This is a genomic window from Mucilaginibacter xinganensis (genome assembly GCF_002257585.1).
Taxonomy (GTDB): Bacteria; Bacteroidota; Bacteroidia; order Sphingobacteriales; family Sphingobacteriaceae; genus Mucilaginibacter; species Mucilaginibacter xinganensis.
Genome location: NZ_CP022743.1, coordinates 2058963 through 2070883, shown reverse-complemented (window position 1 = coordinate 2070883; position 11921 = coordinate 2058963). Strand labels below are relative to the sequence as shown.

At 38.2% G+C, this 11921-nt stretch carries 14 protein-coding genes; 5 read left to right on the top strand and 9 right to left on the bottom strand.

Going from position 1 to position 11921, the window contains the following annotated elements; translation table 11 throughout:
* Positions 1-15: 15 nt before the first annotated feature.
* Complete coding sequence (locus tag MuYL_RS09005) at positions 16-1263, bottom strand: ABC transporter permease (protein ID WP_094570233.1); 1248 nt, start codon at positions 1261-1263, stop codon at positions 16-18.
* Positions 1264-1557: 294 nt separating this feature from the next.
* Here MuYL_RS09005 and queA point away from each other — a divergent pair, with 294 nt between their 5' ends.
* Positions 1558-2607: a tRNA preQ1(34) S-adenosylmethionine ribosyltransferase-isomerase QueA gene (gene queA / locus MuYL_RS09000; protein WP_094570232.1), complete on the top strand. Its 1050-nt coding sequence runs from the start codon at positions 1558-1560 to the stop codon at positions 2605-2607.
* A 114-nt stretch (positions 2608-2721) separates the two neighbouring features.
* Positions 2722-3435: a 2-C-methyl-D-erythritol 4-phosphate cytidylyltransferase gene (locus tag MuYL_RS08995; protein WP_094570230.1), complete on the top strand. Its 714-nt coding sequence runs from the start codon at positions 2722-2724 to the stop codon at positions 3433-3435.
* A gap of 71 nt (positions 3436-3506) precedes the next feature.
* On the opposite strand, the gene MuYL_RS23140 is transcribed toward MuYL_RS08995, so the two are convergent.
* The 3 genes from MuYL_RS23140 to MuYL_RS08985 form a co-directional block, all read right to left on the bottom strand.
* Entirely contained in the window at positions 3507-3653 is a 147-nt protein-coding gene (locus tag MuYL_RS23140) for a lmo0937 family membrane protein (protein WP_157740713.1), read from the bottom strand.
* A 109-nt stretch (positions 3654-3762) separates the two neighbouring features.
* Positions 3763-3984: a DUF2795 domain-containing protein gene (locus tag MuYL_RS08990; protein ID WP_002996718.1), complete on the bottom strand. Its 222-nt coding sequence runs from the start codon at positions 3982-3984 to the stop codon at positions 3763-3765.
* 153 nt (positions 3985-4137) lie between these two features.
* Complete coding sequence (locus tag MuYL_RS08985) at positions 4138-4701, bottom strand: cob(I)yrinic acid a,c-diamide adenosyltransferase (protein ID WP_094570229.1); 564 nt, start codon at positions 4699-4701, stop codon at positions 4138-4140.
* A gap of 195 nt (positions 4702-4896) precedes the next feature.
* Between MuYL_RS08985 and MuYL_RS08980 the strand changes: the two genes are divergently transcribed.
* Positions 4897-5886 carry a chitinase gene (locus tag MuYL_RS08980; protein WP_157740711.1) on the top strand — a complete coding sequence of 330 codons (990 nt, stop codon included), beginning with the start codon at positions 4897-4899 and terminating at the stop codon, positions 5884-5886.
* Positions 5887-5982: 96 nt separating this feature from the next.
* Here MuYL_RS08980 and MuYL_RS08975 read toward each other — a convergent pair whose 3' ends face one another.
* Complete coding sequence (locus MuYL_RS08975) at positions 5983-7521, bottom strand: DUF6770 family protein (RefSeq protein WP_094570226.1); 1539 nt, start codon at positions 7519-7521, stop codon at positions 5983-5985.
* 25 nt (positions 7522-7546) lie between these two features.
* Entirely contained in the window at positions 7547-8809 is a 1263-nt protein-coding gene (locus MuYL_RS08970; protein ID WP_157740709.1) for a M48 family metallopeptidase, read from the bottom strand.
* 196 nt (positions 8810-9005) lie between these two features.
* Here MuYL_RS08970 and MuYL_RS08965 point away from each other — a divergent pair, with 196 nt between their 5' ends.
* Both MuYL_RS08965 and MuYL_RS23135 read left to right on the top strand, forming a co-directional pair.
* A complete protein-coding gene (locus MuYL_RS08965) occupies positions 9006-9623 on the top strand; it encodes a hypothetical protein (protein ID WP_094570223.1) in 618 nt (205 codons plus the stop codon).
* A 137-nt stretch (positions 9624-9760) separates the two neighbouring features.
* Positions 9761-9928, top strand: coding sequence for a bacteriocin-like protein (locus MuYL_RS23135; RefSeq protein WP_157740707.1), 168 nt, complete (start codon positions 9761-9763; stop codon positions 9926-9928).
* Positions 9929-10020: 92 nt separating this feature from the next.
* On the opposite strand, the gene MuYL_RS08960 is transcribed toward MuYL_RS23135, so the two are convergent.
* The 3 genes from MuYL_RS08960 to MuYL_RS08950 all read right to left on the bottom strand — a co-directional run bounded on the left by MuYL_RS08960 (position 10021) and on the right by MuYL_RS08950 (position 11910).
* Positions 10021-10779, bottom strand: coding sequence for an ABC transporter ATP-binding protein (locus tag MuYL_RS08960; RefSeq protein ID WP_094570222.1), 759 nt, complete (start codon positions 10777-10779; stop codon positions 10021-10023).
* A 97-nt stretch (positions 10780-10876) separates the two neighbouring features.
* Complete coding sequence (gene gatC, locus MuYL_RS08955) at positions 10877-11182, bottom strand: Asp-tRNA(Asn)/Glu-tRNA(Gln) amidotransferase subunit GatC (protein ID WP_094570220.1); 306 nt, start codon at positions 11180-11182, stop codon at positions 10877-10879.
* Positions 11179-11910 carry a lysophospholipid acyltransferase family protein gene (locus tag MuYL_RS08950; protein ID WP_094570219.1) on the bottom strand — a complete coding sequence of 244 codons (732 nt, stop codon included), beginning with the start codon at positions 11908-11910 and terminating at the stop codon, positions 11179-11181. The genes gatC and MuYL_RS08950 overlap by 4 nt, the downstream gene beginning before the upstream one ends.
* Positions 11911-11921: the final 11 nt, after the last annotated feature.

The window sequence follows — 11921 nt, the reverse complement described above, 5'->3', positions numbered from 1 at the left end:
GGACAACTTAACACCTTAGTTGGACCTTATTGCTTCAACAGGATCAAGCCTGGCAGCAAAATAGGCAGGAATTATACCTGATATTATTCCGATACCGATTGAAAGACTGACACCAAAAATGATATTTGACATATCGAGCACCACCTGTATATCTGCTGCGGCCTTTACGGCTGCAGTTGCGCCGAAAACCATACTGAGACCAATTATCCCTCCCATTAAACATAATACAACTGATTCGATCAAAAACTGCAGCAAGATGAAATAATTTTTTGCGCCCAGTGATTTTTGAATACCAATTATATTGGTACGCTCCTTAACAGATACAAACATAATGTTAGCGATCCCAAAGCCGCCAACCAAAATTGAAAAAAGACCAATAACAAAACCCACCTTTTTTAATACGCCGAAAACGATATCAAGCTGGTTAGAAAGTATGGTAGTTTTGTTTAATGCAAAGTTGTCTTCTATTCCGGGGCCCAAACGCCTTATTGAACGCATCAGCCCCCTAACCTCACTTTCAACTTCAATATCTGTAATGCCTGCTTTTCCGCGCACCACAATCTGCGGGTTGTAGTTTGCATTTTGAACGTCAATAACATTTTTTGCAAAATTCAGCGGAAGTAAAATTTCTTTATCGTCAGATATTCCTAAAATGTCATTCCCTTCCTTTTTAAAAACACCTATTACCGTAACGTTACGCCCCATTATTTTTATTTGCTTGCCAACGGCCCCGCCATCAGGAAAAAGGTTGGCTGCTATATCGTGGCCAATTACAGTAACAGGGCTGCCCGCGCGCGATTCCATCTCCGTAAAGTATCGTCCGTCTTCAAAGTCAAAATTCCAGGTTTTATCATGGTCATGTGTTGTAGCATCAATTTGAGCACCATCAACAGTATTGCTTTGATACTTTACTATCCGGTTATCAATACTAATCTCGTATGAAACAGCCAGCGCGGTTTGACTGCGCCTTTGCAGATCATCAAACTCACGCAACTTTGGAGTAGGCCGCTGCAGGTATTTCCACCACGGTGAATCTTCATTATTTACCCAGGGCCATTTTTGGATGTAGATACTGTTACTGCCGAGTTTATTTACACTTTTTTGCAGATTATTCTTTAACGTATCAACCGCCGAAAAAACAGAAATAATTGTAAAGATACCAATGGTGACACCAAGTAACGACAGAAAAGTACGCAGCTTATTTTGCCGTAATGCATCGTACGCGAATAAAAAGCTTTCCCTGAAAAGTTTTAAAAATATCATATGAGTATTTTGATTACACCGGCATCTAAAGATTTACAGGCCAGCTGGCCGACTATCATCCTTAATAATTGCGTATTTAAATTAAGACTGTAATATTTCAATTAAGTTACAACATTTATTGTTTTTAAAACCGATATTTAATACAACCAATTAGCACACTATTCGCCAGGGTTGTAACAGAATATTTGTAATCAAAAAAACATATTTGGTCAATTCAAGGTTATATAGTTTCATTCAAAAAAAAGTTAAATATAATTCGTACATTTGCGCCCTTGAAAATTCATATCTTTTAACATGAAATTATCTCAATTTAAATTCAACCTGCCCGAATCTTTAATTGCCCATACCCCCGCCGGGATACGAGATGAAGCCCGATTAATGGTATTACACCGCGATTCAGGCAAAATTGAGCACAAAATATTCAAAGATGTGTTGGATTATTTTGATGACAAGGATGTAATGATCCTTAATAACACCAAGGTATTTCCTGCGCGCATGTACGGTAATAAAGAAAAGACCGGCGCAACAATTGAAGTTTTTTTATTACGCGAATTAAATAAAGAATTGCGTTTGTGGGATGTTTTGGTTGACCCGGCCCGTAAGATCCGAGTTGGTAACAAACTTTATTTCGGCGACGACGATCTTTTAATTGCTGAAGTTGTTGATAACACCACTTCACGTGGCCGCACTATACGATTTTTATTCGACGGAACTGACGAAGAATTTCGTAAGAATGTTGAGATATTAGGCGAAACGCCACTTCCCAAATATATTAAACGTAAAGCTACCACAGAGGATAAAGAGCGTTACCAAACTATTTTTGCAAAACACGAAGGTGCTGTTGCAGCTCCTACTGCAGGTTTGCACTTTAGCCGCGAGTTAATGAAGCGCCTGGAGCTTAAGGGTGTTGAATTTGCCGAAGTAACCCTTCACGTTGGTTTGGGAACTTTCCGTCCGGTTGAGGTTGAAGACCTTACCAAGCACAAAATGGATTCGGAACAATTTATCATAGAAGAAAAACAGGCAAACATAGTAAACAGAGGCATTGAACGAAAGAGCCGGATCTGTGCAGTTGGCACAACATCTATGCGCACTATCGAATCAGCAGTATCCGCAAATAAAACATTGAAACCAGCGAACGACTGGACTAGCAAATTTATTTTTCCACCCTACGACTTTAGCATTGCTAACTCAATGATCACTAACTTTCATACGCCTGAATCCACGTTATTAATGATGGTATCGGCTTTTGGTGGTTATGAAAATGTGATGAATGCCTACGAGGTTGCAGTAAAAGAAAAATATCGTTTTTATAGCTATGGCGATGCCATGCTGATCATTTAATTTCAAAATTCTGAATTTTTACTTCAGATTTATGAGATATAGAAAGACCTCTTTAAACTTAAAGGGGTCTTTTCATTTTTGCTTTTTTGAGATTGATTTATAGCTTTGATCATAATGGCTACAGCAATACCCACATCACACCCCCCGCATACCGAATCCGCGTATGCTATAATAGTTGCCGGAGGGTCGGGAACACGCATGCAGTCGGCCATACCAAAACAATTTTTGTTGCTCGACGGCAAACCCGTATTAATGCATACCATTGATGCATTTTATTCAACAGCTTTTACTCCCGCTATTATCCTGGTACTTCCTGCTGATTATCACTCGTATTGGGAGCAGCTTTGTACAACTTATAATTTCAAAACGCCACACCAATTGGTGACCGGAGGTGCAACCCGATTCCATTCGGTAAAAAATGGGCTGGAAATTATACCAGACAACACCAACACCCTCATTGCTGTTCACGATGCTGTAAGACCTTTGATTAGCAAGGACATTATTGAAAAATCATACTTCCATGCCGCTGAGCATGGAAACGCCGTTACAGCCATTAAAAGCAGGGATTCGGTAAGATTACATGAAAATGGAATTTCGAAAAGCCTGATCCGCGACGATGTTTACCTGGTACAAACGCCGCAAACATTCAAATCGGAGCAAATTAAAAATGCTTACTTACAATCTTTTAGTACAAAATTTACTGATGATGCCAGTGTTGTTGAGGAGACAGGCTTAAAAATAAACCTGGTTGAAGGAAGTTACCAAAACATTAAAATCACTTTTCCGGAGGATATTGCTATCGCAGAAATGATATTAAAAAGCCGTTAGTCCATGGGCCATAGCCGATAGTTGATTTGATTCAAACTATGGACTATGACCGTTATAAAGGGACTTGAAAACTATGCTCTCCTGATGATTCCCAACAGAAGGGCAACTACAGCTATTACTAAAAGTATGTGAATCAGACCTCCTGTATTGTAAACAAAAAATCCTAATACCCATCCTATTACAAGGATAACTGCGATTAAATAAAGTAAGCTTCTCATGGTTGCAAAGTTTTAGTTGATAATTTTATCTCTTTACTAAAACCATTCCAAAAAGTGCTAAAAACGAAAAAACCTCGCAAAGCAAGGTTTTTTGTTGATTTTGAGTAGCCTAATACTCGTCTTCGTTAAAAAAGAAGTCATCCTTTGTAGGGTAATCAGGCCATATCTCTTCAATATTCTCGTAAGGCTCACCATCATCCTCCAATGCTTGCAGGTTTTCAATAACCTCAACAGGCGCTCCGGAACGGATGGCATAGTCAATCAATTCATCTTTGGTTGCAGGCCAGGGTGCATCTTCAAGGTGCGATGCCAGTTCAAGTGTCCAATACATATTCTCTTTTATTTTATTTTTTGTTCGGTAAATTTACTTTTTCGCAAAAGTATAATATTTTTTATTCGATTATCAACATTTTTTTGCATTTAATTGCAGTTGGCGGTTGATGGACCATAGTTAATTAAAAAACCGGCAATTAAATGACCGGGGTTAAGGCTGCGAACCATTAATTCTCGGAATCCATTTATTTTCGGGAATCTGTTTTTCATGACCGATCTTCCTTGCCAGGATGAATAGGTAATCACTCAGCCTGTTTAAATAGACATTTACTTTTTCATCTACAGCACTCTCTTCTGCAAGGTGTACGGTAATCCTTTCTGCACGCCGGCACACACACCGCGCTATATGACAATAGGAGATGGTGCTGCTGCCTCCCGGCAAAATAAAATGTCTTAGTTCAGGTAATTGTTCATTCATACTATCCATTTCCTGTTCCAGCAATTCAATATCGGTCAAATTAAGATCAGGTATTACCATTCTTGATTTTTCGGGATCTGCAGCCAGTGATGACCCTATGGTAAACAGCCGGTCCTGTATTTGTTTTAATATTTCTTTATCATGTGAAGCGATATCCTGGTCTGCTATCAGTCCTATGAATGAATTTAGTTCGTCAACAGTCCCATAACTTTCAATACGGATGTGATGCTTGGCAACACGTGTGCCGCCAATTAGTGATGTGAATCCTTTATCGCCTGTTTTAGTGTATATCTTCATTTAATAATTTCAGCTGTCAAAAGTCGAATTTATGCTTTTGATTTTGTATGTACTGTTTTAAACGTAAAAGGTTACAAACTTTACTAAACAGAAACAGTAGTTAATTTTAAACGTTATATAAATTAATTCTCAAATTTGTTATCAATTTGTGAATGCCGCTAATTTTGATCATAATTTCCGAAAAACAAAACCAAAGTGAAAAAGCCCCTCTTTATAATCCCTCTCTTTTTAATTGCTGCCATACCATTGTTAAGTTTAAAATGCGTAGGCACAAATAACAAAGCTGCTGTCATCAATACGCAAACCCAAAAAATGCAGGTAACAAGTTTTTTAAGCGAATCGCAATTTAATGCATTATTCCCGCAGCGGGATAAATTTTACACTTACGCATCATTTATTAAAGCCTTAAAGGAAATGAGCCAGATAAGTATTAAAATAACCAGGAGGGGCGTTTCCATTTATCAATTTATCCGCACAGATAAACGTACCGGAAAGACAGATCTTATCAGGCAGGATGAAGACTGGAATGAAGAATGGGCCAAAAAGAAACCCGACAGCAGTTATGTTATTGACTACGGAAACTTTTGCAGCGAAAAAGATTTGCATACTAATAAAAAGGAACTTGCTGCTTTTTTTGCAAACGTAGCACACGAAACCCGGCATGGTGAAAACGGCAAATACAACGATGGCTTAATGTACGTACACGAAGCGAATACCTCGCTGCCTTATATATCCGATAATGACACCTACCCTGCCGCTCCAGGCAAAAAGTACTACGGCCGGGGGCCCTTACAGCTAAGTTACAATGGTAACTATGGTTATGCGTCTGACTGTATTTTTGGCGATAAAAAAATCTTGCTCAATAATCCTAACCTGGTTGAGACCGACCCTGTTGTAGCCTTTAAAACAGCCATCTATTTTTGGATGACGCCGCAAACCGCCAAACCATCTGCACATGATGTTATGATAGGTAAATGGCAGCCCAATTCCACCGATAAAGCGGCAAACCGTACGCCGGGATTCGGTATGACCATAAACATTATAAATGGCGAAGTTGAATGCAACAAAGGCGAAAACATATTCAGCATGAATGACAGGATTGCGTTTTACCAATATTTTTTAAAGAGCTTTGGCATTAACGATGCCAACTGTGCCTGCTCATGCGGCAAGATGAGGGCCTATTAGCAAAAATACTCCTGGCAACACAAGGCTACCAGGAGTATCAAAAAAATATAACTATTGGAATATTAACTATTAGACGTCAACTATAAGCAGTTACAGTTAATTATTTAGTTTGATCATATCCATGGTTAGCTTCTTATCTTTCTTAAAGTAATTCACCTGCAGTACATGGTTTGTTTTGGCTCTAAGTAACCGCGAAAAGGTTGCTTTTTCATTTTTTACAGGGATCTTATCAACCGTTAACTTACCGTTATTGTACTTTATTTGTCCAAAATTTTGGGTTTTTTTGGCATCGGCATCAAGTCTGTCATACTCAACAAAACTAAAAGTTATATTGTTACCATCCGTACTTTTTGTGGTATACATATAATCCATCCAGCCAAATCCATTTGCAATTGTAGCCAAAAGATATGGGGATAAAAACCCTACGTAAGAGGGAAATACAGGCGTGTTGCCCTTAGCTTTAGGTATTTCTTTGGCTTGTAATATATTTCCATTCAAATCATATTCTAAAACCAGCATGTTTTCTAACTGAAGTTTTATAGGACCACTTCTTCCACCTAATAATGATAGCGCCATCCCCCCTGCATCAACAGCCTTCTTAAATTTTTCGGCAATCACCAGATTCGAGTTTTTGCTGGTTCGTACAATATCATGGACATACAGGTAATACCCATCTTTTAGCTTATGGTCTTCAATCGGCAAGTACTTACCCAGTGATTCTTCAAACGTTTTAAAATTACTTTTTAAGAGTTTTCCTGTTTTATCAAATTCTAAAAAGGCCATGCCATCCGGGGCTGTAGTAAATGTTTTAGTTGTTTTGTAGTTTAACCCTATAACTATAACTTTCCCATCTTCAAAAATAGCATTAACAGGCACTACATGGTTATCATCAAACTCTGTTGATACATCAAAAAGCTGATCACCGGTTTTTGTGTTGCTTGCCAAAATAGTATGCTGTGTTTTTGCATTGTACATTCCTTTTTCAACACGGGCAACTGCTGTTAAAATCATTTGATCATTTCCATTTAAAAATGTTGGGATCATAAATTTCGACTTACCTTCAGGCTCGTAAGTTTGCTGCCACGTTTTTTGAGAATTTCCGTCAGCATAGCTTATAATAAAAGCATCATTGGGGTCATTAAAGGTATAATCAACAAAACCATTGTTATCCAAAATATTTATATCCGGGTTAACCAGTTGCCGGTAGCTTTGGTATTTAGTATTACTATTGGGTTTATAGTTGATTTTCAAAGAGTTTGATGCTACTTCCTTAGCTTCCTGGTTGTAAACCTTTAATTCAAATGTCCGGTTTTTATCGTCGTAGAATTTAAAGCAAAAGTTATTTCCATCGTAACCACTACCTACCAATTCCCAATCTTTGGGCCCCGTAATTTCTTTTGTCCCCAGGTCATTTAAGTTTTCATCCAATAAATTTAGCCTGTAAATGATATTTTTTTTATCTGCTTTGTCAAATTCATAAAAACTAAAGTAGCCTTTTACAACATTGTTTTTGGTGATGGTTCCAATGTTGCGGACTGTTACATTTTTCACCTCATTAAAGGCTTTGGTAACATTTTGCGTAAACCCTTTTAAACTAAAAAGGGTAAAAAAAATAATTAGTAGTTTTAATTTCATAATTGGTTGGCTTGTAAGAATTTTGTTAGTTTTTAGAATTTGTAATTAAAAGCTTATTGTTTTGATAATAGGTGTGTGTAATTTCATTCAAATTTTCCAGGCTTATATTATCAAGCAATTTAAGTAGTACGGCATATTGATCATTTTCATAACTTGAAACATACTGACTATTAACCACTTCGTGCAGGGTATGCGCTTTGGAGTGCTTGCCTAAAGATAGCATTGTGTTATAGGTGGCGGTTTTTATATAGGCATTTAATGGAAAAACACTGTTATTTTGAATAAGCTGGTATAAATACAAGCCCAGGTTATCTATATCTTTTGAATACTCAGCTTCATCAAAAAGTGCTGTCTTTTTTACCAGAGCTAATTTTTGCTTATTTCCCACCAAAAAATCTATGCCCGGCTTTGGCTTCTTCCTGAAAAAGGATTCCATGGCAATTTTTCTTTTCGCACAATCAGGATGCGTTTTTAGCGAATCCGTTATTTCTTTTTTCTCCGCCGCTCCGAAACTCATTTTCTTTTCAGATTTTAGCCAGTTTTCATCTATACTTATTTTCTCCTGTTCAAAAAAAGCGTGGATACTACAGCTAGTGGTTTTATTTTCAGCCGAGTCTAAAAAGTTAAAAATCCTGGAAACTGTTCGAGCACCATAACTTGAATTACTAAACAAAACCATACCTAAGGAATCTGCCGCGTTTTCCTGCGACCGGCTATGCTTTCGGCGGTCAAAAACATCGTTTACCAGCAAATTTTCCAATTGCTTTTTTGTGTTATATCTCTGCTTTTCTATATGCTTAAGCTGCGCCAAAAATTCAGGCGAATTGTATTTTTCTAACTGCCTAACCAATCCTGTGTTTACATGCTTAAGTAAAACATGCCCCAGTTCATGACAGAATACCATTGCCAATTGGCTCTCATTTTCCATAAGCCCCAGCAACCCTAAGTTGCATACAACGGTACCGTCCTCATAACTGTAAGCATTTACACTTGAGGTGCGATCTATAAAAAAATGGAACCTGTTTTTATCCAGCGAATTTTTCTCAAGAATATGGTTGAAGATTGAATTCAAGTAAGGATAGGCTATTGTATCAAACAAAAAACCTTTTTCATTTAACCTTTTTATTAATTCGGTGTTTTTTTCACTGATGAATTCCCGATATGTTTTTTGTATTTTCTTATTTAAAACAAGGGCGTTCTCTTCGCTTGTCTTCTGTAAAAAAGCCGAGTAACTATTAATATTTTTATAGGCATAGGTAACATTTTGCGCGGCCGCTTGAAAAATCAAGCCTGAAAGCAATAAAAAGGGGAGAAAAATGTGAGAGCAGTTAGGATATCTTGTCAATTTATAGCAATAAAACAACGATTGATCGTATATTTTATCTATCAACAAAAATATCATATTATTTGAAATTCCGGCAGTAAATTTTATACTTTGTAATGGCAACGTATAACCAGCGGGCTTAACTTTAAACTATAACACCTTGAACTATCCATTTGATACCACCGGACTCTGCTCTGAAGAAATCGACAGATTTCACGATACCTACCAGGCCCTCAGAGAGAACTTCTCTATAGAAGTTACCGGTCAAATTGATTTCCGACTGGAAGACTTCGAAGTATTTAAACACTACACCGAACTTACGCTAAAAGACTCTTATGCAATTAAGCATGAGAATAATGATGGTTATCTTCTTTTCATAGAAGCCTGCTTTAATGCATTGGGTGCAAAAACAGGCATCAATCATTGCCGGGAATATCAGGCATGGGGACTCGCTTACCTTAAAAAAGACTTTGGCCGCGTAATGATAAGACTGGAAACCCTCGCCGATAAATTAATTGAACTGCTTCACCCGGTGGAGCTTGACTTTGATGAGGATAAAGCTTTTAGCGATACTTTTTATGTGTTGGTTAATGACAGGAAAAAAGCTATTGCTGCAATGGATCGCAACTTCAGGAATGTGGTGATGGATGTCAGGGCAGATGATTTTGTGATTGAAATAATAAACCATACTGTTATCATTGGCACCCGTAAACCTGTAACCCGCGAAAACGCCTTGCACATGGCGCAATTTGTAGCCAGGATCTGTTCATTGTGTTAATTTTATTAAGGCTCCGAAAAAAGCCTCCTCCCTTTGAAGAAATTTAAATCAAAACATATCAATTGATATACTGTAGTAACAATGAGTTCAGGACCTTCCATCATTAATACCTGATCGTAACAATTAATCATTGTATAATGAAAAAGTTAACCAGAGAAGAGTTGAAAAATGTGAAAGGCGGACTAAAAACCGTTCCTACAGGATGTTACTGCTATCTTGGAAGCGTACCTCCCGATCCCGACTGTTATTTTGGCGTAAATCCCCAATTATATTGCCCTGCTAAATATGGACTGGTATGTTGCTAATATGGCAACCGTAGAAACTCTGAGAAAAAGCAACAAAAATGCCGGATTAAAAATCCGGCATTTTTGTTATAATGTGTTATTTGATGTAAAAACTATTTAGCTTCCTCTTTAATGGAATCTGTTGCTTCCTTTATAACAGCTATGGTCCTGTCAACCTTTTGTATATTAGGGTTTGCAAAGTCATTTTCAACCAGTCCATCCCGCATTCGCACAATGCGATGGGCATGTAAAGCGATGTCTTCTTCGTGCGTTACCAAGATAATGGTATTTCCCTTAGCATGAATATCCTCTATCAGACCCATTATTTCAATTGACGTTTTGGTATCCAGGTTACCGGTTGGCTCATCCGCTAAAATAATTGAAGGGTTGTTGATCAATGCCCGGGCCACAGCTACACGCTGGCGCTGCCCGCCCGATAATTCATTGGGTTTATGATCCATACGGTTGCCAAGCCCCACATTCTCCAGGCTTTTGCTTGCCCGCGCCCGCCTGTTTTCTTTGTTCACTCCGGCATAAACCAGTGGAAGCGCCACATTATCCAACGCTGTATTACGGGGTAGCAGGTTAAATGTCTGGAACACGAAGCCTATTTCTTTATTTCTGACTTCCGCAAGTTCATTATCTGTCATATTACTTACGTTTATGCCATTTAAAATATACTCGCCTTTAGACGGGGTATCAAGGCATCCAAGAATATTCATCAAAGTTGACTTACCTGAGCCGGATGGCCCCATCAGCGCCACAAATTCCCCTTTATTAATAGTCAGCGAAACAGATTTAAGGGCATGAATTATTTCAGTACCGATAACATATTTACGTCCGATATCTTTAAGGATGATAAGTGGTTCCATGCTTTTTTTAGATTGGACTAAGGTGAGGTATGTTTTGTTACAGGCAAAAGTCAAAAAGTCCGAAAGCGCACTTATAACCTCTTCTTACAGATTTATCTTACTGCCCGTCAGATTTTAAATCAATCACCTTCGCAACCAGGAAATAATCATCATCGTGGCTGGGGGCATTTTGCAGGGCTTCCTGGTGAGTTATCTCTTGTTTTACCACGTCCTCCCGCAAAACGTTTACTTCGTTTGTCATATAAACCAGCGGCTCAATACCTGAGGTGTCAATTTCATTAAGCTTAGCCATAAAATCCAGAATTTTGCTCATGTCTTTTATCATTTCCAGCTTTTCATCACCGTTAAGCTCAAGCCTTGCAAGGTGCGCTATTTTATCAACTGTTTCCTGGTCTATGGTCATGCTCTTTCTAATTTCTTTTTAATAATCCCGTGAACCTCATCTCTTAACCCGTCGGCGTCATCTATGGTTAAATGAGCCGTTTCGATAGGTTTGTGTACAAATATATCACAAATGCCCGGTCTGCTTCCATATTCGCTACCCGTATCCCATAAAACTTTCCAGGTATTAATTGAAGTTACGGGAATTACGGGCACTTTCAATTCAATTGCCAGCCTGAAAGCACCGCTTTTAAAAGGATATAATTCGGGTGGATAAACTTCCGGAATTGTGGCTTCCGGGAAAATAACTACACTAACCCCATCTTTCACCCGTTCTGCCGCTTTTTTAAACGCCTTAAATGATGATATTTTACTCTCCCTGTTTACCGTAATATCAATAGTCCTAAAAAAGAAACCAAGTACCAGGTTACTTAACAGTTCCTCCTTACCAATAAAGCAATGATTGTTTTTTACGGCGAGATTGATGGCAGAAACATCGAGATTGGAAGTATGGTTACCACAAATAATATAAGTGCGTTTCCAATCTACCGGTGCCTCATAGTCGACATTGAAAAATATGCCCGAAATAGCCGTACTGCAAAAAATGATAAACCGCCTTAAACCGTTAATGTACCTGTATCGTGTTCGGTTGCGCGACAGGAAATATAAAACCGGCCAAACCAGCAGAAAAAAGAAAGCAACGCTATACCGGTAAAAATAAGTATGGATTCTTTTTACAATGAGTTTCATTTTCGTCAAAA

Coding starts and splice junctions, on each gene's coding strand:
- MuYL_RS09005 (WP_094570233.1), bottom strand. CDS start 1,263: ATGATATTTTTAAAACTTTTCAGGGAAAGCTTTTTATTCGCGTACGAT.
- queA (WP_094570232.1), top strand. CDS start 1,558: ATGAAATTATCTCAATTTAAATTCAACCTGCCCGAATCTTTAATTGCC.
- MuYL_RS08995 (WP_094570230.1), top strand. CDS start 2,722: ATGGCTACAGCAATACCCACATCACACCCCCCGCATACCGAATCCGCG.
- MuYL_RS23140 (WP_157740713.1), bottom strand. CDS start 3,653: ATGAGAAGCTTACTTTATTTAATCGCAGTTATCCTTGTAATAGGATGG.
- MuYL_RS08990 (WP_002996718.1), bottom strand. CDS start 3,984: ATGTATTGGACACTTGAACTGGCATCGCACCTTGAAGATGCACCCTGG.
- MuYL_RS08985 (WP_094570229.1), bottom strand. CDS start 4,701: ATGAAGATATACACTAAAACAGGCGATAAAGGATTCACATCACTAATT.
- MuYL_RS08975 (WP_094570226.1), bottom strand. CDS start 7,521: ATGAAATTAAAACTACTAATTATTTTTTTTACCCTTTTTAGTTTAAAA.
- MuYL_RS23135 (WP_157740707.1), top strand. CDS start 9,761: ATGAAAAAGTTAACCAGAGAAGAGTTGAAAAATGTGAAAGGCGGACTA.
- MuYL_RS08960 (WP_094570222.1), bottom strand. CDS start 10,779: ATGGAACCACTTATCATCCTTAAAGATATCGGACGTAAATATGTTATC.
- gatC (WP_094570220.1), bottom strand. CDS start 11,182: ATGACCATAGACCAGGAAACAGTTGATAAAATAGCGCACCTTGCAAGG.
- MuYL_RS08950 (WP_094570219.1), bottom strand. CDS start 11,910: ATGAAACTCATTGTAAAAAGAATCCATACTTATTTTTACCGGTATAGC.